This window comes from Burkholderia sp. SCN-KJ (assembly GCF_024656005.1).
Lineage (GTDB): Bacteria > Pseudomonadota > Gammaproteobacteria > Burkholderiales > Burkholderiaceae > Burkholderia.
Window position 1 is genome coordinate 701,127 of the sequence record NZ_JANKOG010000001.1, and the last position, 21,146, is coordinate 722,272.

Annotated in this window: 16 protein-coding genes; 1 reads left to right on the forward strand and 15 read right to left on the reverse strand. The window is 66.5% G+C overall.

Features of this window, described 5'->3' with window-relative positions:
* Positions 1-19: 19 nt before the first annotated feature.
* The 13 genes from NQV17_RS03245 to coq7 form a co-directional block, all read right to left on the reverse strand.
* On the reverse strand, positions 20-961 hold the full coding sequence (locus NQV17_RS03245) for a D-alanine--D-alanine ligase (RefSeq protein WP_040143319.1): 942 nt from the start codon (positions 959-961) through the stop codon (positions 20-22).
* A 1-nt stretch (position 962) separates the two neighbouring features.
* On the reverse strand, positions 963-2,360 hold the full coding sequence (murC, locus tag NQV17_RS03250) for a UDP-N-acetylmuramate--L-alanine ligase (RefSeq protein WP_257768759.1): 1,398 nt from the start codon (positions 2,358-2,360) through the stop codon (positions 963-965).
* On the reverse strand, positions 2,357-3,460 hold the full coding sequence (murG, locus tag NQV17_RS03255) for an undecaprenyldiphospho-muramoylpentapeptide beta-N-acetylglucosaminyltransferase (RefSeq protein WP_257768761.1): 1,104 nt from the start codon (positions 3,458-3,460) through the stop codon (positions 2,357-2,359). The genes murC and murG overlap by 4 nt, the downstream gene beginning before the upstream one ends.
* Complete coding sequence (gene ftsW, locus NQV17_RS03260; protein ID WP_257768763.1) at positions 3,457-4,740, reverse strand: putative lipid II flippase FtsW; 1,284 nt, start codon at positions 4,738-4,740, stop codon at positions 3,457-3,459. The genes murG and ftsW overlap by 4 nt, the downstream gene beginning before the upstream one ends.
* Positions 4,737-6,248, reverse strand: coding sequence for a UDP-N-acetylmuramoyl-L-alanine--D-glutamate ligase (murD, locus tag NQV17_RS03265; RefSeq protein WP_257768765.1), 1,512 nt, complete (start codon positions 6,246-6,248; stop codon positions 4,737-4,739). The genes ftsW and murD overlap by 4 nt, the downstream gene beginning before the upstream one ends.
* A gap of 28 nt (positions 6,249-6,276) precedes the next feature.
* Positions 6,277-7,446: a phospho-N-acetylmuramoyl-pentapeptide-transferase gene (gene mraY, locus NQV17_RS03270; protein WP_006752439.1), complete on the reverse strand. Its 1,170-nt coding sequence runs from the start codon at positions 7,444-7,446 to the stop codon at positions 6,277-6,279.
* Between the two features lie 16 nt (positions 7,447-7,462).
* On the reverse strand, positions 7,463-8,869 hold the full coding sequence (murF, locus tag NQV17_RS03275; RefSeq protein WP_257768768.1) for a UDP-N-acetylmuramoyl-tripeptide--D-alanyl-D-alanine ligase: 1,407 nt from the start codon (positions 8,867-8,869) through the stop codon (positions 7,463-7,465).
* Positions 8,866-10,404, reverse strand: a complete 1,539-nt coding sequence (locus tag NQV17_RS03280) for a UDP-N-acetylmuramoyl-L-alanyl-D-glutamate--2,6-diaminopimelate ligase (RefSeq protein ID WP_257768770.1) — start codon at positions 10,402-10,404, stop codon at positions 8,866-8,868. The genes murF and NQV17_RS03280 overlap by 4 nt, the downstream gene beginning before the upstream one ends.
* Positions 10,401-12,248: a penicillin-binding protein 2 gene (locus NQV17_RS03285; RefSeq protein WP_257768772.1), complete on the reverse strand. Its 1,848-nt coding sequence runs from the start codon at positions 12,246-12,248 to the stop codon at positions 10,401-10,403. Before NQV17_RS03285 ends, NQV17_RS03280 begins: the two co-directional genes overlap by 4 nt.
* Positions 12,245-12,586, reverse strand: coding sequence for a cell division protein FtsL (gene ftsL, locus NQV17_RS03290; protein WP_044844241.1), 342 nt, complete (start codon positions 12,584-12,586; stop codon positions 12,245-12,247). The genes NQV17_RS03285 and ftsL overlap by 4 nt, the downstream gene beginning before the upstream one ends.
* A complete protein-coding gene (gene rsmH, locus NQV17_RS03295) occupies positions 12,583-13,524 on the reverse strand; it encodes a 16S rRNA (cytosine(1402)-N(4))-methyltransferase RsmH (protein ID WP_044844251.1) in 942 nt (313 codons plus the stop codon). Before rsmH ends, ftsL begins: the two co-directional genes overlap by 4 nt.
* 23 nt (positions 13,525-13,547) lie before the next feature.
* Complete coding sequence (gene mraZ, locus NQV17_RS03300; protein WP_006400450.1) at positions 13,548-13,976, reverse strand: division/cell wall cluster transcriptional repressor MraZ; 429 nt, start codon at positions 13,974-13,976, stop codon at positions 13,548-13,550.
* Positions 13,977-14,364: 388 nt separating this feature from the next.
* On the reverse strand, positions 14,365-14,991 hold the full coding sequence (gene coq7, locus NQV17_RS03305; protein WP_124488218.1) for a 2-polyprenyl-3-methyl-6-methoxy-1,4-benzoquinone monooxygenase: 627 nt from the start codon (positions 14,989-14,991) through the stop codon (positions 14,365-14,367).
* Positions 14,992-15,264: 273 nt separating this feature from the next.
* Between coq7 and NQV17_RS03310 the strand changes: the two genes are divergently transcribed.
* A complete protein-coding gene (locus NQV17_RS03310) occupies positions 15,265-16,422 on the forward strand; it encodes a porin (RefSeq protein ID WP_257768781.1) in 1,158 nt (385 codons plus the stop codon).
* Between the two features lie 464 nt (positions 16,423-16,886).
* Here NQV17_RS03310 and NQV17_RS03315 read toward each other — a convergent pair whose 3' ends face one another.
* Together NQV17_RS03315 and NQV17_RS03320 are read right to left on the reverse strand one after the other, a co-directional pair.
* Positions 16,887-18,560 (reverse strand): long-chain fatty acid--CoA ligase, encoded by a 1,674-nt coding sequence (locus NQV17_RS03315; protein WP_257768783.1) that lies wholly within the window; start codon positions 18,558-18,560, stop codon positions 16,887-16,889.
* 136 nt (positions 18,561-18,696) lie between these two features.
* Positions 18,697-20,772, reverse strand: coding sequence for a molybdopterin-dependent oxidoreductase (locus NQV17_RS03320; protein ID WP_257768785.1), 2,076 nt, complete (start codon positions 20,770-20,772; stop codon positions 18,697-18,699).
* Positions 20,773-21,146 lie beyond the last annotated feature (374 nt).

Consider the following 21,146-nt stretch of genomic DNA (forward strand, 5'->3'; position numbering starts at 1 on the left):
ACGTCGTTCCGTTCCTGCGTCAGTCGTTGAGCGTAAGCGACAGCACCTTCACGACCAGCTCCGAATAGCTGATGCCGATCGAGCGCGCGGCCTTCGGCGGCAGCGAGTGGTCGGTCATCCCGGGGGCCGTGTTCACTTCCAGGAAATACGCGTTGCCGGCGGCGTCGAGCATGAAGTCCGCCCGGCCCCAGTCGGTGCAGCCGAGCACGTCGAACGCGCGGCGCGCGATGCGCTTCAGTTCCGCTTCCTGTTCGGCGGGCAGCCCGCACGGGATCAGGTACTGCGTGTCGTCGGCGACATACTTCGCGTGGTAGTCGTAGAACTCGCCGGCCGGCACGATCTTGATCAGCGGCAGGTCGAGATCGCCGGCGATGCACGCGGTGTATTCGCCGCCGCCTTCGATGCTCTTCTCGACGATCACGATCTTGTCGTGCGTCGCCGCTTCCGACAGTGCGGCGGGCAACGCGTCGGCCGTCTTCACCTTCAGCACCGCGACGCTCGAGCCTTCGCTCGCCGGCTTCACGAACAGCGGCAGGCCGAGCTTCGCGACGATGTCCGTCGCGCGCGCCGCGTAGTCGTCGCCGCGCATCACCGTCTCGAACGGCGGCGTCGGCACGCCCGTCTGCTGCCACACGAGCTTCGTGCGGAACTTGTCGAGGCCGAGCGCCGAGCCGAGCACGCCGCTACCCGTGTAGCGGATCCCGTAGAAATCGAGTGCGCCCTGGATCTGGCCGTTCTCGCCGTAGCCGCCGTGCAGCGCGTTGAACGCGCGCACGAAGCCTTCGTCCTTCAGCGCCGACAGCGGCCGCTCGGCCGGGTCGAACGGATGCGCGTCGACGCCCGCATCGCGCAGGCCCTGCAGCACGAGGCGGCCCGAGGTGAGCGACACCTCGCGCTCGGCGGATTCACCGCCGAACAACACCGCCACCTTGCCGAAACGTTTCGGATCGATCCCGCTCATGTCATGCCTTCTGTTGAGTGTGTTGCACGAGCTTCGCCGGCACGCCGCCGATCGAACCCGCGCCCATCGTGATCACCACGTCGCCGTTCTGCGCGACCTTCGCCAATGCATCCGGCACGTCGTCGACCGTCGCGACGAACACCGGGTCAACCTTCCCCACCGCGCGCAGCGCACGCGACAGCGCGTCGCCGTTGGCCGTCGCGATCGCCGCTTCGCCCGCGGCATAGACTTCCGTCAGCACCAGCGCGTCGACCGTCGACAGCACGTTGACGAAATCGTCGAAGCAGTCGCGCGTGCGCGTGTAGCGGTGCGGCTGGAATGCCAGCACGAGGCGGCGGCCCGGGAACGCGCCGCGCGCGGCCGCGATCGTCGCGGCCATCTCGACCGGGTGGTGACCGTAGTCGTCGATCAGCGTGTACTGGCCGCCGTCCGCGCTCGGCACCTCGCCGTAGCGCTGGAAGCGCCGGCCGACGCCGTTGAATTCCGCGAGCGCCAGCTGGATCGCGTCGTCCGCCACGCCGAGATCGGTCGCGATCGCGATCGCCGCGAGCGCGTTCTGCACGTTGTGCAGGCCCGGCAGGTTCAGCACCACCGCGAGCGGCGCACGGCCTTCGCGGATCACCGTGAAGTGCATGCGGCCGTCGCGCGCGTCGATGTCCTCCGCGCGCACCTGCGCGTCCGGCGACAGCCCGTAGCGCACGACCGGCTTCGAGATGAACGGGATGATCTGCCGCACGTTCGGATCGTCGACGCACACCACCGCGCTGCCGTAGAACGGCAGGCGCTGCGTGAACTCGATGAACGCCTGCTTGAGCCGCGCGAAATCGTGGCCGTAGGTGTCCATGTGATCGGCGTCGATGTTCGTGATGACTTCGATCACCGGATACAGGTTCAGGAACGACGCGTCCGACTCGTCGGCCTCGGCGACGATGAAGTCGCCCGTGCCGAGCCGCGCGTTCGCGCCGGCGCTGATCAGCCGGCCGCCGATCACGAAGGTCGGGTCCAGCCCGCCTGCCGCGAGCACGCTCGCGACGAGGCTCGTCGTCGTGGTCTTGCCGTGCGTGCCGGCGATCGCGATGCCCTGCTTCAGGCGCATCAGTTCCGCGAGCATCACCGCGCGCTGCACGATCGGCACGCGCTGGCTACGCGCGGCCAGCACCTCGGGGTTGTCCGAGCGCACGGCCGTCGATACGACGACCGCGTTCGCGCCCTCGATGTTCGCCGCGTCGTGGCCAATCGCGATCCGCGCGCCGAGCGCCGCGAGACGGTCGGTCACCGCGTTGCGCGACAGGTCGGAGCCGCTGACCTCGTAGCCGAGGTTGACGAGCACTTCGGCGATGCCGCTCATGCCCGCGCCGCCGATCCCGACGAAATGAATGTGTTTGACGATGTGTTTCATTGCAGTTTTTCCAGGTTCGCGCCGGCCGCCTTCGCGCAGACACGCGCGACTTCGTCGGTGGCCTCGGGCTTCGCCAGCGAGCGCGAACGCTCCGCCATGTCCGCGAGCGACGCCCGCGACTGGCCGTGCAGCCAGTCGGCGAGCAGTTCCGCCGACAGGTCGCGTTGTTGCACCAGCACCGCCGCGCCCGCATCGGCGAGGAACGCGGCGTTGGTCGTCTGGTGGTCGTCGACCGCGTACGGGAACGGCACGAACAGCGCCGCCACGCCCACCGCCGCGATCTCCGACACCGTCATCGCGCCGGATCGGCAGATCACCAGATCCGCCGCCGCGTACGCGCTCGCCATGTCGTCGATGAACGGCACGAGCCGCACGTCTTCGCCGGCCGCGAAACCGGCCGCTTCGTAATTCGCCTTCAGCGCGTCGATGTGCTTCGCGCCGGCCTGGTGCACGACGCGCGGACGCTCGTCCGGCGTCAGCAGCGCCAGCGCGCGCGGCACGACTTCGTTCAGCGCGGCCGCACCGAGGCTGCCGCCGACGACCAGCACGTTCAGCGGGCCGCGGCGCGACGCATAGCGTGCTTTGGGCGGTTCCGTGTGCGCAAGTTCCGCACGAATCGGGTTGCCCGTCCATTCCGCGTGCGGCAGCGCGCCGGGAAACGCGACGAGCACGCGCTTGGCCAGCTTCGCGAGCACCTTGTTGGTCAGGCCCGCGATCGAATTCTGTTCGTGCAGCACGAGCGGACGGCCCGACAGCGCGGCCATCACACCCGCCGGAAACGTGATGTAGCCGCCCATCCCGAGCACGACGTCGGGCCGCACGCGGCGCAGCGCGCCGAGGCTCTGCCAGCATGCGCGCAGCAGGTTGAACGGCAGCGTCAGCTTGGTCTTCAGGCCCTTGCCGCGCAGTCCGCCGAAGCGCACGTATTCCATCGGAATGCCGTGCTTCGGCACGAGCGTCGCTTCCATCCCGGCCGGATTGCCGAGCCACACGACGCGCCAGCCCGCCGCTTCCATCCGGTGCGCGACCGCGAGCCCCGGGAACACGTGGCCCCCGGTGCCGCCTGCCATCACCATCAGCGTGCGTCGCGACGCGGTCATACCTTCCCTCCCCGCATCAGGACGCGATTTTCATAGTCGACCCGCAGCAGCACCGCGAGCGCGACACAGTTCAGCAGGATGCCCGAACCGCCATAGCTCACGAGCGGCAGCGTCAGGCCCTTGGTCGGCAGCAGGCCGAGGTTCACGCCCATGTTGATGAACGTCTGCGCGCCGAACCAGATACCGATGCCCTTCGCCATCAGTCCCGCGAACGTGCGATCGAGCGCGAGCGCCTGGCGGCCGATCTCGAACGCGCGGCGCACGATCCAGTAGAACAGCAGGATCACGACCATCACGCCGACGAAGCCGAGTTCCTCGCCGATCACCGCGAGGATGAAGTCGGTATGCGCTTCGGGCAGGTAGTTCAGCTTCTCGACGCTGCCGCCGAGCCCGACGCCGAACCACTCGCCGCGGCCGAACGCGATCAGCGAATGCGTGAGCTGGTACGCCTTGCCCTGCGCATAGCGTTCGTCCCACGGATCGAGATACGCGAAGATCCGCTCGCGACGCCACGGCGACAGCCACACGAGCATCGTGAAGGTGCCGACCGCCGTCGCGACCAGGCCGCCGAACAGCTTGCCGTTCACGCCGCCGAGGAACAGCACGCCCATCGCGATCGCGGCGACCACCATGAACGCGCCCATGTCCGGCTCGAGCAGCAGCAGCGCGCCGACGAGACCGACCGCGAACGCCATCGGCAGGAAGCCTTTCGCGAAGCTCTGCATGTACTCCTGCTTGCGCACCGTGTAGTTCGCCGCGTAGATCGTCACCGCGAGCTTCATGATTTCCGACGGCTGCATGTTCGTGATGCCGAGCGGAATCCAGCGGCGCGCGCCGTTCACGCCCTTGCCGACGTGCGGGATCAGCACGATCACGAGGCCGACCAGCGCGATCAGGAAGAGATGCGGCGCGTATTTGTCCCAGGTCGACACCGGCACGCGGAACGCGATCACCGCCGCGATGAACGCGACGACGAGCGACACGCAGTGGCGCATCAGGAACGCGTAATCGTGATACGACGCGTATTTCGGCGAATCGGGCATCGCGATCGACGCCGAATACACCATCACGACGCCGAGCCCGAGCAGCGCGATCGCGACCCACAGCAGCGAGTAGTCGAAGTCGAGCATCCGGGAGCGGCTCGGCCGCACGCCGTTGACGACGCTCGCGAGGCCGCCGGTCGCGGCGCGCGTGGCGGACGCGACGCGGCCGCCGGCGGCATTGCCGCCGGTGTCGCGCCGGTCGTTGAAACGGGAGACGAGGCGATCGGACCAGCTCATGGCGTCGCTCCTTTGTCGATGGCGACTTCATCCACCGCCGCGCGGAACACCTCCGCGCGATGGGCGTAGTTCCGGAACATGTCGAGGCTCGCGCACGCGGGCGACAGCAGCACCGCATCGCCCGGCTCGGCGAGCTCGGCGGCGGCACGCACCGCGCCTTCGAGCGTCGCGTGGTCCGCGAGCGGCACGCCGGTTTCGGCGAGCGTGTCGCGGATCGCCGGCGCGTCGCGGCCGATCAGCATCACCGCACGACACCAGCGCGCGACCGGCGCGACCAGCGGCGCGAAATCCTGCCCCTTGCCGTCGCCGCCGGCGATCAGCACGATCTTCTGCGCGAGCCCGTCGAGCGCGGCCACCGTCGCGCCGACGTTCGTTCCCTTGCTGTCGTCGACGTAGTCCACGTCGTCGATCGTCGCGATCACTTCGACGCGATGCGCCTCGCCGCGGTATTCGCGCAGCGCGTGCAGCAGCGGCGCTGCGGCCAAGTCGATCGCACGCGCGAGCGCGAACGCGGCCAGCGCGTTCGCCGCGTTGTGCAGCCCGCGGATGCGCAGCGCGTCGACCGGCATCAGGCGCTTCTGCGCGATGTCGGGCGTATGCGCGCCGTCGCGCTTGCGCCGGCGGGTCGTCGTCGTTTCGTCCGGCGCGTCGCGGTCGACCGCTTCGACCAGCCACGCGATACCGTTATCGCGCGACAGCCCGTAGTCGCCGTCCTGCACCGGTTCGTTCAGCCCGAACGTGACCGTGCGCGCCGCATCGGCCGCGCCGGCAGCCGGCGCGAACTTCATCACGGCCGCATCGTCGCGGTTGAGCACGCGCGTCGTCGTCGCGCCGAAGATCCGGCCCTTCGCGGCCGCATACGCGTCGAAGCTGCCGTGCCAGTCGAGGTGATCCTGCGTGATGTTGAGAATCGCAGCCGCGTCGGGCGCGAACGTGCGCGCCGTCTCGAGCTGGAAGCTCGACAGTTCGAGCACCCAGACGTCGGGCAGCGCCGTCTCGTCGATCGCGCCCGCGAGCCGGTCGAGCATCGCCGGGCTGATGTTGCCGGCGACGGCGACCTTCTTGCCCGAACGCCGGCACAGCAGGCCCGTGAGGCTCGTCGTCGTGGTCTTGCCGTTGGTGCCGGTGATCGCGAGCACCTTCGGCTGGTAGCCGCTCGTGCCGAGCGCGCGCAGCGCCTGCGCGAAGAATTCCAGTTCGCCCCATACCGCGATCGCGCGCTCGTTCGCGGCCGCGATCAGCGATGCCAGCGCCGGTTCGAGCGGCGACAGGCCGGGGCTCAGCCCGACGATCTCGACGCCGCCGTCGAGCAGCGCGGGCGTGAACGGCCCGCCGACGAACTCCGCATCGATGCCTTCGGCCTGCAGCGCGGCAAGGTTCGGCGGCGCCTCGCGGGTATCGGCAATACGCAGCCGGCACCCGTGCCTCGCGCACCACCGCGCGATCGCGAGACCCGATTCACCGAGCCCCAGTACGAGCACCATCGGCCGCTGCCGATCTCCAAACATCTCGCCAGACATCCTTGTTACCTTTCCTTTACCGCAGCTTGAGGGTGGACAGACCGAACAGGCACAGCATCAGCGTGATGATCCAGAAACGCACTACCACCTGCGTTTCCTTCCAGCCGGACAATTCGAAATGGTGATGCAGCGGCGCCATCTTCAGCAGGCGCCGCCCTTCGCCGTAGCGCTTCTTCGTGTACTTGAACCACGACACCTGCAGCATCACCGACAGCGTTTCCGCGACGAAGATGCCGCCCATGATGAACAGCACGATTTCCTGGCGCACGATCACCGCGACCGTGCCGAGCGCGCCGCCGAGCGCCAGCGCGCCGACGTCGCCCATGAACACCTGCGCGGGGTGCGTGTTGTACCAGAGGAACGCGAGCCCTGCCCCGCCCATCGCGGAACAGAAGATCAGCAGTTCACCGGCGCCCGGGATGTGCGGGAACAGCAGGTATTTCGAATACACCGAGCTGCCCATCACGTACGCGAACACGCCGAGCGACCCGCCGACCAGCACGACCGGCATGATCACGAGCCCGTCGAGGCCGTCGGTCAGGTTCACCGCGTTGCTCGCGCCGACGATCACGAAATACGTCAGCACGATGAAGCCCCAGACGCCCAGCGGATAGCTGATCGACTTCAGGAACGGCAGCATCAGGTCGGCCCGCGCCGGCAGCCCCATCGACAGGCCGCTCCTCACCCACGCCATGAACAGGTCGAACACGCGCACGTTGTTCGCCTCGGACACGCTGAATGCGAGATAGACCGCCGCGAACAGCCCGATCACCGACTGCCAGAAATACTTTTCGCGCGACGACATCCCGCGCGGGTCCTTGTAGACGACCTTGCGGTAGTCGTCGACCCAGCCGATCACGCCGAAGCCGAACGTGACGAGCATGACGATCCAGATGAAACGGTTCGTCAGGTCGCCCCACAGCAGCGTCGCGACCGCGATGCCGATCAGGATCAGCACGCCGCCCATCGTCGGCGTGCCGGACTTGACGAGATGGCTTTGCGGGCCGTCCTTGCGCACGGCCTGCCCGACCTTCATTTGCGTCAGCTTGCGGATCACCCACGGTCCGCACACGAGCCCGATACCGAGCGCGGTGATGGTAGCCATCACCGCACGGAACGTCAGGTACGTGAACAAGCGCAAAAAGCTTGCGTCTCCCTGCAGCCATTGCGCCAGCGCCAGCAGCATGCTTCCTTCCTTCTACTCAGTGTGCGGCGGGCACCGTGCCCGCCGCGGGTTGGTTCGTCAGCGCGTCGACCACGCGCTCCATCTTCATGTACCGCGAGCCCTTCACGAGCACCGTCGCCTGCGCGCCGTAACCGGCCGCGAGCAGCGCCGTCACCAGCGCGCCGACGTCGCCGAAATGGCGGGCCGTGTCGCCGTACGCCGTGCACGCATCGCGCGACGCATCGCCGAGCGCGAACAGCGCATCGATGCCGCGCTCGCGCGCATACGCACCGACCTCCCGGTGGAATGCCGGGCCTTCGTCGCCGACCTCGCCCATGTCGCCGATCACCAGCACGCGCGGCGCCGAATGGGCAGCAAGCACGTCGATCGCCGCGCGCATCGAATCGGGGTTCGCGTTGTACGTATCGTCGACGACCGTCGCGCCCGCGAGGCTGCCGGCGATCGCCTGCTTCACCTGGAGCCGGCCCTTGACCGGTTCGAACGACTCGAGGCCCTGCTTGATCGCCGAGAGTTCGACACCCGCGCCCAGCGCCGCGGCCGTCGCGGCCAGCGCGTTGCGCGCGTTGTGCTCGCCGAGCGCACGCAACCGCACCGTGACGGCGCCCGCCGGCGTGTCGATCGCGAGTTCGCCGCCGTGAAGGCGACCGACGACCTGCGCATCGTTCTGCCGTTCGGCGTCGTGCAGCGCGAAATCGAGGATCCGGTTGCCGGTCGCCGCGACGCGCCAGATGCCCGCGTACGCATCGTCGGCCGGGAACACCGCGACGCCGTCCGGCGGCAGCGCGTGGATCACGGCCGCGTGTTCGAGCGCGACGGCTTCGACCGTCGCCATGAATTCCTGGTGTTCGCGCTGCGCGTTGTTGACGAGCGCGACCGTCGGCGCGGCGAGGCGCGCCAGAACTTCGGTCTCGCCCGGGTGGTTCATGCCGATCTCGATCACCGCGAGGCGATGCGCGGTCGACAGGCGCAGCAACGTCAGCGGCAGCCCGACGTCGTTGTTCAGGTTGCCGGCCGTCGCGAGCCGCGCGTCGGTACCGACCGCCGCGGCGAAGATCGACGCGATCATTTCCTTGACGGTCGTCTTGCCGTTGCTGCCCGTCACCGCGACGAGCGGCAGCGCGAATCGGTTGCGCCAGCCGTGCGCGAGCGCGCCGAGCGCGGCACGCGTTTCGCCGCCTTCGATCGCCGGCATCGCGAGACCCGCCGGCACGCGTGCGACGAGCGCCGCCGACGCGCCGCGCGCGGCCACGTCGCCGAGGAAGTCGTGCGCGTCGAAGCGCTCGCCCTTCAGCGCGACGAACAGGTCGCCGGGGCCGACCGTGCGGCTGTCCGTCGACACGCGCTCGAACATGGTGCCCGGATCGCCGTGGACGGTTGCGCCGGGAATCAGGCGGGCGGCTTCGCCGAGACTGAGCATCGTCATTCGCCACCTCCCTTGCCATGCGTCGCGCGTGCCGCGAGCGCGAGCCGCGCGTGATCCTGATCGGAGAACGTGCGCTTCTTGCCCATGATTTCCTGCGTTGCCTCGTGCCCCTTGCCGGCCAGCACGACGACATCCTCCCGGGCGGCGCCGCGCACGGCCTGCAGGATCGCGCTCGCGCGATCCTCGATGCGGCGTGCGCGATCGGGCGCGGTCATGCCCGCGATGACCTGGTCGATGATGCGCTGCGGATCCTCGCTGCGCGGGTTGTCGCTCGTGACGACGACTTCGTCGGCGAGCCGCTCGGCGATCGCGCCCATCAGCGGACGCTTGGTCGCATCGCGATCGCCGCCGCAGCCGAACATGCAGACGAGCCGGCCGCCGCGCGCCGCCGCGATCGGGCGCAACGCGTCGAGCGTCTTCTCGAGCGCGTCGGGCGTATGTGCATAGTCGATCACGACCAGCGGTTCGTCGTTCGCCAGCCGGCCGCCAAGGCGCTGCATGCGGCCGTTGACGGACTCGAGCCGCGCAATCTCAGCGACCGCCGCGTCGAACGGCAGGTCGGCCGCGAGCAGCGAGCCGAGCACCGCGAGCAGATTGCTGACGTTGAACGTGCCGAGCGTGCCGACCTCGATGTCCGCGTCGCCCCACGACGAGCGCAGGCGGAATGCCGTGCCCGTGGCGGTCGCGCGCACGTCGAGCGCGACCAGCTCGCGATCGGCGTCGGCCGCGTGCACGTCGCCGATTCCGTAGGCAATCGTGCGCACGCGGCCGGCCAGCTTCTCGAGCAGGCGGCGCCCGGCTGCGTCGTCACGATTGACGACCGCCGCGCGCAGGCCGCGCCATGCGAACAGCTTCGACTTCGAGGCTTCGTACTCGTCGAACGTGCCGTGATAGTCGAGGTGATCCTGCGTGAGGTTCGTGAACACGGCGATGTCGAACGCCGTGCCGTTCACGCGGCCCTGGTGCAGCGCGTGCGACGACACTTCCATCGCGACGGCCTTTGCGCCCGCGTCGTGCAGTTGCGCGAGGCTGCGCTGCAGCTGCGGCGCGTCCGGCGTCGTGAAGCCGGTCGGCACCAGCTGCCCCTGCATGCCGCTGCCGAGCGTGCCGATCAGCGCGCACGGCTGGTGCAGCGCCGTCAGCGCGGCCGCGATCCAGTGCGTGCACGACGTCTTGCCGTTGGTGCCGGTCACGCCGATGGCGAGCAGGCGGTCGCTCGGGTCACCGTACCAGCCGCTGGCGATCTCGCCGGCCAGCTGGTCGAGCGCCGGCACCGCGAGTGCGACGGGTGCGGCCGGCGCGGCTGCGAGGCCTTCCGGCTGATACAGCACGGCGGCCGCACCGCGGGAAACGGCCTCGGCAATAAAGGCGCGATTGTCTGCCCCGTCGACCGCATAGCCGAGAAACACGTCGCCTGCCTGCAGGCTGCGCGTGTCGGCATGCAGTTGCGCCGCGGGGGCCACATGCTGGCGCAGCCACGCAAGCGCGGCCGCGATCTGCTGATGCGCCGGATGGGAACTGCGAGCGGCGCTCATCGAACAACTCCTGGTGAATTACGTGTCGTGCTGGATACGATCATATGCTTCGCACCGCCGCCGGCGGCGAGCTTTTGCGGGCCCGTCTTGGCGGGCGTGCCCGGCGTGTCGTCGGACACGACCAGTTGCTTGATCGGCATGTTCGGCGGCACGTTCAGCGCACGCATCGTATCGCCCGCGATCGCCGAGAATACGGGGCCCGACACCTGGCCGCCGAAGTGGCTGCCGGCGGTCGGCTCGTCGACCGACACCGCGATCACGACGCGCGGATTCGGCATCGGCGCCATCCCGACGAACGACGCGCGGTACTTGCGCGTGTAGCCGTGACCTTCATGCTTGTACGCGGTACCGCTCTTGCCGCCGACCCGATAACCCGGCACGGCCGCATCCGGCGACGTGCCGCCCGGCGCGACCACCGTCTCGAGCATCGCGCGCACTTCGCGCGCGGTGGTCGGGTTGAACACCTGCGTGCCCACGATCGGCTGATTGGGGTCGGTCTTGAAAATGGTCACGGGCATCAGCTCGCCGTCGTGCGCGATCGCCGTGTAGGCGCGTGCGAGCTGGAACAGCGACACCGACAGGCCGTAGCCGTACGACATCGTCGCCTGTTCGATGCGCCGCCAGTTCTTCCACGGACGCAGGCGGCCGGCCACCGCGCCGGGGAACCCGACCTTCGGCGCCTGGCCGAGGCCGATGCTCGTATACATATTCCACATTTCCTCGGGCCGCATCGTCATCGCGATCTTCGTCGCGCCGATGTTGCTCGACTTCTGGATCACGCCGCCGACCGTCAGCGTGCCGAAACCCGCGTCGTCGGTGATCGGCGCGCCGTCGAGCACGAAATGCCCGTTGCCCGTTTCGACGAGCGTGTTCGGCGTCACGCGGTGCAGGTCGAGCGCGAGCGACACCGTAAACGGCTTCATGATCGAGCCCGGCTCGAACACGTCGGTCATGATCCGGTTGCGCAACTGCTCGCCCGTCATGCGCGAACGGTCGTTCGGGTTGTACGTCGGATAGTTGACGAGCGCGAGCACCTCGCCGGTACGCACGTCGACCACCATCGCCGCGCCGGCCTTCGCCTTGAACTTCTCGACGGCGGCCTTCAGGTTCGCATACGCGATGTACTGGATCTTGCTGTCGATCGACAGGTCGACGTCCGTCCCGTTGTGCGGCGGAATCTGTTCGGCGACGTCCTCGACAATGTGCCCCAGCCGGTCCTTGATCACGCGGCGCACGCCGGACGTGCCGGACAGCATCTTCTGGTCGCCGAGCTCGACGCCTTCCTGCCCTTCGTCCTCGACGTTCGTGAAGCCGATCAGGTGAGCGGTGATCTCGCCTTCCGGATAGAAACGCTTGTATTCGTTGCGCTGATAGACGCCGGGGATGTCGAGCGCGGCGACCTTGTCCGCGATGTCGATCGGCACCTGGCGCTTCACGTAGACGAAACCCTTGTCTTCCGACAGCTTCACGCGCAACTCCTTCGGCGTCATGCCGAGGAGCTTGCTGAGCTGATTGACCTTGTCCGCGCCGAGATCGTCCGGCACGGCATCCGGAATCGCCCAGATCGCGCGCACGGGCAGGCTCGTCGCGAGCACGAGCCCGTTACGGTCGAGGATCTTGCCGCGCGTGGCCGGCAGCTCGATCGTGCGCTGGTAGCGGCTTTCGCCCTGCTTCTGGTAGAACGCGTTGCCGGGGCCCTGGATCCAGAACGCCCGCGCGGCCAGCGCGACGAACGCCATGAACAGCAGGAACACGACGAATTTCGAGCGCCACATCGGCAGGTGCACGCCGAGCACGGGGCTCGACGAGAATTTCACGTCCTGGCGCTTTTGTGACGGCTTCATCGCGCGCCTCCGCCGCCCTTGGCGGCCGTCTCGGCCGAAGCCGGAATCGGTGCGTCGATCGCCTTCACGGCGCCCGGCGGCAGCGTCAGGTATTGGGTGCGACCCGTCGTGATCGCCTGCATCTTCAGCGAATCGTTCGCGAGTTGCTCGATACGCGACGTCTTCGACAGCGCGCTCTGCTGATATTGAAGCTGCGCGTAGTCCTGCTGGAGCTGACGCTCCTGCGACTGCGCACGCTGCAGCTGGATGAAGATCTGGCGCTGCTGGTTCGTCGAGTTGACGACCGACAGCGCGCAGCCCATCACGATGATCAGCAGGAAGATATTGAAGCGGCTCATGGCGTGACGCGCTCCGCGATGCGCATCACGGCCGACCGGGCGCGCGGGTTCGCGGCGACTTCCGCTTCGCTCGGAAACTGACGGCTGATGATCTTGAGCGGCGGGCTCGGGAGGTCGACGGCACGGATCGGCAGGCGACGATCGACCGCAGGCGCGCTCGCGTGCGCCTGCATGAATCGCTTGACGATCCGGTCCTCGAGTGAATGAAAGCTGATGACCACCAGCCGCCCCCCTTGCTCCAGCAACGACAATGCCGCGTCTAGTACGACTTGCAGGTCCGCAAGCTCTTGATTGACGTGAATCCGTATAGCCTGAAAGGTGCGGGTTGCCGGATCCTTGCCCTTCTCACGGGTTTTGACGACGTTACCCACGATTTGGGCAAGCTCGCCCGTGGTGTCGAGAGGCCCAAGACGGTCGGACTCTGCCCGGCGAGCAACAAGCGCCTTTGCAATCTGAAAAGCAAACCGTTCTTCCCCATAATCCCGTATCACCTCCGTCAATTCCTGCACCGAAGCCCGCGCGAGCCACTCGGCCGCCGACTCGCCGCGCGTCGGATCCATTCGCATGTCCAGCGGGCCATCCGCGCGAAAGCTGAAGCCGCGCGCCGGATCGTCCACCTGCGGCGAGGACACGCCCAGGTCCAGCAACACACCCGACACCTTCTCGACGCCGCGCGCCGCAAGCGCGTCGCGCATCGATGCAAAGCTGTCATGCACGATCGAGAAGCGCGCATCCTCGATGCGCTGCGCCGTCTCGATCGCCCTCGGATCCTTGTCGAACGCGATCAGCCGGCCGGCCGCCGCCAGCCGCGCGAGCACCGCGCGGCTATGACCGCCGCGCCCGAACGTGCCGTCGACATAAATGCCGTCCGGCCGCGTCACGAGCGAATCGACCGCTTCGTCCAGAAGCACGGTCCGATGCTGCAATTCGTTTCCCATCGCGGGCGTCTCCGTCACCGCAATCAGAACGTGAAATTCTTCAGCGCGTCGGGCATGCCCTGCGCCATCGCTGCCTGCTCCTTCGCGATGTAGGTCTGCGAATCCCACAGCTCGAAGTGACTACCCATTCCCAACAACATGACTTCCTTTTCCAGTCCGGCCGCCATCCGCAGCTCGGGCGATACGAGAATCCGGCCCGCGCTGTCGAGATCGACATCCATTGCATTGCCGAGAAAGATCCGCCGCCACCAATGTGCATCCATCGGCAGCGCGGCGATCTTGGCGCGGAATACCTCCCATTCGGGGCGCGGAAACAGCAACAGGCAGCCGTCCGGGTGCTTGGTCACAGTCACCCGTCCTTCTGCCTGTCCTTGCAGCGCTTCGCGATAGCGAGCCGGCACCGACATCCGCCCTTTCGCATCGAGCGTCAGCGCCGACGCCCCTTGGAACACGTTCCGCTCTCCCGTTCAGGGCACCGAAGCACCCGCTCAACGCTCAAGAATTTAGCCCGAATAGCCCGCCAAATCACACAAAAATACACTTTCTCACACTGTCTCCCACTTTAGAGGAAGGGTTTGGCACGGTCAAGGGAGCGGCCCGGTTTTTTGACGAATTTTGTTAGTTAGAACAAGGACTTACGCGCACATGCTCATGCGACCCCTCATACCAAAAACCGTTATAAATGAATGAGCTAGTGCAACTTGTGAAGGTGATACGTGAGAAAGGCGGGCCAGACTGGCGTGCGGACGGGGCTTTCGGGGGCGGGAAAACGCGGAAAAAACGGGCGGTATCGACGGGTGACGACGGTGGGCGGCGTCATGCGCGGCCCACCTCCGAATGTCACAGATAGTATGCAGTGCGTGTCATGACTTTCGACGCGGCGCGCATCAGCATCCGCGCGGGCAGCGGCAGTTCGATCCCGCCGGCATCGGTCGCGGCCTTGCCGTGCTTCACCTCGTCGAGCCGCATCTGCTCGACGATCGCGCGCGACGCCGTGTCGGTCGCCGGCAGCTCGGACAGGTGCCCGTCGAGGTGGCTCTCGACCTGGCGCTCCGTCTCCGCCATGAAGCCGAGGCTGACCTTGTCGCCCAGCGTGCCGGCGACGACGCCGATCGCGAGCGCGCCGGCGTACCACAGCGGGTTGAGCAGGCTCGGACGCGAATCGAGTTCCTTCAGCCGATGCGCGGTCCACGCGAGATGATCCTCCTCCTCGCGCGCGGCTTCCTCGAACATCGCCTTCGACGACGACGAGCGCGCGGTCAGCTTCTGCGCCTGATAAAGCGCCTGCGCACAAACCTCGCCGACGTGATTCACGCGCATCAGCCCGGCGGCATGCGTGCGCTCCGCGGGCGTCAGTTCGCCGGCCGGCGGCTCCGCCGGCGCGGGCACCGGGCGGCTCATCCGGCTAATGCCGGTCAGCGATCGCAGGCCGCGATCGAATTCGCTGATCAGTTCGTCCAACACCATCCTGTTCTCCTGGCTGTGCTGCCGCGGGCGGCAACGGCACGTGCTCCGCTACGTAACCGACTTGATTATTCAGCGGAAATTGCGGTTAACCCGTGATTTTAACCATTGTTGCATAAAGGAAACATGGCAACCTTGAGCCACGGCATTTCGCTTTGTCGGAAAAATCGGCTTTGCTACATTACGTGCGACTTCTTGCGAAGTTGATGGGGCCCGTCAACACACCATAACTATCCGCCCCGCCAAAAAAATTCAGTGATTCTTGGAGATCCGTTAATGAAAAAGTCGCTTCTCGCGCTCGTCGCGCTGGGCGCGTTTGCTGGCGCTGCCCATGCGCAAAGCAGCGTGACGCTTTACGGCATCATCGATGAAGGCTTCATCTTCAACAACAACGCCAAAGGCGGCCACCTGTACGGTCTGGCAAGCGGCGTGATGCAAGGCAGCCGCTTCGGCCTGCGCGGCACCGAAGATCTGGGCAGCGGCCTGAAGGCGATCTTCGTGCTCGAGAACGGTTTTGACGTCAACTCCGGCAGGCTCGGCCAGGGCGGCCTGATGTTCGGCCGCCAGGCTTACGTCGGCCTGTCGAGCCAGTACGGTACGGTCACGCTGGGTCGCCAGTACGACTCCGTCGTCGACTTCGTCGGCCCGCTCGAGGCAGGCGACCAGTGGGGCGGCTACATCGCTGCTCACCCGGGCGACCTCGACAACTTCAACAACGCTTACCGCGTGAACAACGCGGTCAAGTACACGAGCCCGACCTATGGCGGCTTCTCGTTCGGCGGCCTGTACAGCTTCGGCGGTCAAGCCGGCCAGTTCTCGAAGAACCAGGTCTGGTCGCTCGGCGCCGGTTACAACAACGGCCCGCTGGTGTTGGGTGTCGGCTACTTGAACGCACGTACGCCGGCGAACTTCGGCGGCATGTTCAACACGGGCGCGTCGGCTGCGACGACGGCCGTGTCGTCGCCGGTGTACGGCGCGTATGCGAACAGCGCGAACACGTACCAGGTCATCGGTGCGGGCGGCGCATACACGTTCGGCGCAGCGACGATCGGCGCGACTTACTCGAACACGAAGTTCAAGGGCTTCTCGGTCGGGCCGTTCGTGAACCAGACCGCGACCTTCAACAACGGCGAAATCAACTTCAAGTATCAGCTGACCCCGGCGTTGATCGTCGGCGCGGCGTATGACTACACGCAAGGCAGCAAGATCGACGGCAACTCGGCAGCCAAGTACCACCAGGGCTCGCTGGGCGTCGACTACTTCCTGTCGAAGCGCACGGACGTCTACGTGATCGGCGTGTACCAGCATGCATCGGGCAACACGCTCAACTCGGCAGGCAACGTCGTTCAGGCACATGCTTCGATCAACGGTCTCGATCCGTCGACGACCAGCAACCAGGTCGCAGCGCGTGTCGGTATCCGTCACAAGTTCTAATCAGCTTGCCTGACAAGCCGAAGCATCTTGAAGGCGCCTTCGGGCGCCTTTTCTTTTGGGGCTGCGAAGCGGTGTGCGGTGTGCGGTGTGCGGTGTGCGGTGTGCGGTGTGCGGTGTGCGGTGTGCGGTGTGCGGCGGGCGGCGGGCGGCGGGCGGCGGGCGGCGGGCGGCGGGCGGTGTGCGGCGGGCGGTGTGCGCGGAATGATCGCCGGGTACCGCGCTCTTGGCGACGAATCGTTCGCGATGCTGACTCGACACGAACGCCACCATTTGCCGACTCCGGCGTGCAGCGAAGTGCCGCCCCGTTCGAATCGAATCGGCCGCGGGCGGCCCGACCGGGGCGCTCCGCCCGCCGCGGCGCGCCCGGACCAACGCGCGCCGTTCCGATATGGCGCGGCAGCCTGATGCCGCACCACAAACAAAAGAGCCCGGCACAGACCGGGCTCCTTCGTTCGACTTGAGTGTTACGCGCGTCCGTCGCGCAGCTCGCGCCGCAGGATCTTGCCGACGTTCGTCTTCGGCAGCTCCGTGCGGAACTCGACGAGTTTCGGCCGCTTGTAACCGGTGAGCCGCTCCTTGCAGTACGCGAGGATGTCCTTGTCGGTCAACGCCGGATCCTTCTTCACGACGAACAGCTTCACGGCTTCGCCCGAGTGCTCGTCCGGCACGCCGACCGCCGCCACCTCGAACACGCCCGGGTGGGACGCCACCACGTCCTCGACCTCGTTCGGATACACGTTGAAACCGGATACCAGGATCATGTCCTTCTTCCGGTCGACGATCTTCACGTAACCGCGCGCGTCCATCACGCCGACGTCACCGGTCTTGAAGAAACCGTCCGCGAACATGACCTTCGCGGTTTCTTCCGGGCGGTTCCAGTAGCCGGCCATGACCTGCGGCCCGCGGATGCAGATCTCGCCCGGCTCGCCGAGCGCGACGTCGTTGCCGGCGTCGTCGCGGATGGCAATTTCAGTCGACGGCAGCGGCAGGCCGATCGTCCCGCTGTACTCGGTCGCCGTCACGGGGTTGCAGGTCGCGACCGGCGACGTTTCGGACAGGCCGTACCCTTCGATGATCGCCGTTTGGGTCTTCTCGTACCAGCGCTTCGCGACGCCTTCCTGGATCGCCATGCCACCGCCGTTGGCGATCACGAGCTTCGACAGGTCGAGCTGGTTGAATTCGGGATGGTTCAGCAGTGCGTTGTACAGCGTGTTGACGGCGGGAATCGTCGAGATCTGGTATCCCTTCAGTTCCTTGATCATGCCGCCGATGTCGCGCGGATTCGGAATCAGGATGCCCATGCCGCCCGTGCGCATCGTCAGGAAGCCGCAGACCGTCAGCGCGAACACGTGATAGAGCGGCAGCGCGACAACCGTCACGAATTGCTTCACCTCCGGGTACTTCGCGTGCGCGGGATGGTGCCAGGCGCCGGCCTGCAGCACGTTCGACACGATGTTCCGGTGCAGCAGCGTCGCGCCCTTCGCGACACCCGTCGTACCGCCCGTGTACTGGAGGAACGCGACGTCGTCGGGGCCGAGCTTCGGCGGCTTGAAGGTCTGCCGCGCCCCTTCCGACAACGCGGCCTTGAAACGCGTGAACGACGGAAGCTGCCAGGCCGGCACCATCTTCTTCACGTTGCGCACGACGTAATTGACGAGCCAGCCCTTGATGCCCAGCAGGTCGCCCATCGACGCGACCACCACATGCTTGACGGCGGTATTGGCGATGACGGCCTGCAACGTCGACGCGAAATTCTCGAGGATGACGATCGCCTCCGCCCCGCTGTCCTTCAGCTGATGTTCGAGCTCGCGCGGCGTATAGAGCGGGTTGACGTTGACGACGGTGTAGCCCGCGCGGAGCACCGCAACGATCGCCACCGGGTACTGCAGCACGTTCGGCATCATGAGCGCGACGCGCGCGCCGCGCTTCAGGCCACGCGACTGCAGCCACGCGCCGAACCGGCGCGACAGTGCATCGAGTTCGCCGTACGTGATGCTCTTGCCCATGCAGACGAACGCCTTGCGGTCGCGATACTGCCTGAAGCTCTCGTCGAGGAGATCCGGGACGGAAGGATACGGAGACGCGTCGATTTCGGCTGGAACGCCGGGTGGGTACGATTTCAGCCAAATTTTATCCATACCGCGCGTCTCCTCACTGATTTTCGAATGGTCGTGCTAAAACGCATCGTAGCGGCTCGCCCGTCTTGAGACAACAGGGTTAGATGTCCACTTCGAACTTTCGAACAAATTCGTCTGATCATATCTGGAAGTTCGCTCAAATCCGCTCAACTTCCACCAGACAATCGTAAAAGGTCGCCGAGTTGCCGAGGTCGGTCAGCGCCTGGCTCGTCACTTCGTTCGCGTTCCGACCGTCGGCCGACAATTTCTTCCACCAGATCGACAGCCCGACGACGAGCCCCGCCCGCGCGCGATCGGTCACTCTTGCGACCGCCTGCATCGATCCGCGGTCGTTGAATATGCGTACGACGTCGCCCTCCGCGATGCCGCGCGCATCGGCGTCGGCCGGGTGAATATCGAGATGCGGCTGGCCTTCCGTGCTGCGCAGGCTGTCCACGTTCACGAACGTGCTGTTCAGGAAGTGCCGGGCCGGCGGCGAAATCATCGCGAGCGGGTAGCGGGCGGCAAGCTCTGGCGCCGCCTCCGCCGATTCGAACGGCGGCAGGTAATCGGGCACCGGGTCCATGCCCATCTGCTCGAGTCGCGCGCTGTAGAACTCGCATTTGCCGGACGGTGTGCGAAAGCCGCCATTCGCGAAAGGCGCGTCCGCTACCTTGAGCTTCAGCCAGCCGGCACGCTTCAACGTCTCCCAGTCGCTGTCGAGCGCCGGATCGTCCCAGCGAAGCGCCGCCTGCGCGACCTCTTCGTCGCTGTGATAAAGGGCGGGCTCGTCCAGCCCCATGCTGCGCGCGATGCCGCGAAAGATTTCGGTGTTCGGTCGTGCGTCGCCGACCGGCGGAATCGCCGGCAGATTCGCCATCACATAGGTGTGGCCGTACGACTTGTGGACGTCGAGATGCTCGAGCTGCGTCGTGGCCGGCAACACAATGTCGGCGAAGTCGACGGTATCTGTCTTGAAGTGCTCGAGAACGACCGTGAACAGGTCTTCGCGTGCGAACCCCGCAGCGACTTTCGACGAGTCGGGTGCAACCGCAACCGGATTCGAGTTGTAGACGATCACTGCTTCGACCTGCGGCCCGAAAGTCGCGTCGCCCGGATGCAGCAGTGCATCGCCGATGGCATTCATGTTGATGATGCGCGGCAGTTTCTGCGGCCAGCCGGGCATCAGATCGGGGCGCAGCAGCGCCGCCTGATTGACCGGTGCAGATTCCGACGACGACAGCAGCAGCCCGCCGGCCCGGTCGCGCCACGCGCCCGTCAGCGCAGGCAGGCTCGCAATCGCGCGCACGGCGTTGCCGCCCCCGCGCACGCGCTGCATGCCGTAATTGAGGCGGATCGATGCCTTGCGGGTCGCGCCGTAACGACGTGCGAGCTCGATCAGTTCCGACGCCTCGATGCCGCAGATTTGCGCGACACGCGCCGGCGGATAGGACAGGGCTCGCGCCTTGAGCGCATCGAAACCGAGCGTATGGCGTGCGATGTAGTCGTGATCGAGCAGATCCTCGGTGATCAGCACATGCATCATGCCGAGCGCGAACGCCCCGTCGGTGCCCGGTTTCAATGCGATGTGCTGATGGCATTTCTCTGCCGTCAGCGAACGGTAGGGATCGATTGCGACGAGACGGGCGCCGCGACGTTTGGCTTCTTGCGCACGGGTCCAGAAATGCAGGCTGGAGGCGATCGGGTTGGCGCCCCAGATCAGGATCAGCTCGCTTTCCTCGAAATGCTCGAGATGCATGCCGACGCTTCCACCATACGTATAGCGCAACCCTGCTGCGCCGGCCGCCGCGCAGATGGCCCGCTCGAGCCGGGACGCACCGAGTTTATGGAAGAACCGCTGGGCGATGCCTTCGCCCTGCACGAGCCCCATCGTTCCCGCGTAGCTGTACGGCAGGATCGCCTCCGGCGCGCGCGCGGCGATTTCGCTGAGACGGCGACCGATCTCGTCGAATGCTTCGCTCCAGCTGATCGGCACGAAGCGCCCCTCCCCCTTCGCGCCCACGCGTTTGAGGGGCACAGTGAGTCGGTCGGGATGATGAACGCGGTCGGCGTATCGGCTGACTTTCGTACACAGCACGCCTTGCGTCGGCGGATGGTCGGGATCGCCCGCGACCTTGATCGCCCGACCGTTTTCGACGGTCACACGCATTGCGCACGTGTCCGGACAATCGTGCGGGCATACGGCCCGAGCTATCTGAGTGGCGGCGTTCATCGTTCTGGATGCTACTGGGGTGGAGATTCGCAAATTCTACGTGGCCGCGCCGAATAAGGCGTTATTTCGCACGAATTTCCGGCCTATTTGGCTAAAAGGCGGAGGCGGTGGATGGCGAATATCGATACGGGACGAACTTTGAAAAGCCGGTGCGACGATACAGATGTGGAGCAGGTATGAAGGGCGCCAGGCCAGCGGCTTCGCCGAGTTCGCGCGAGTCGATCATTGACCGAAGATAGAAGCGAACAGGCGGGCGAATGGTCCTGGGCGATGGAAAGGGGATATGCGTTGCGCGGCTTGAGCAACAAACGGGAGAGACTCGACGGCCTGAGATCGCGAATTTCTGCGCTGCAAATGCAAAAACCCCCGCCTTG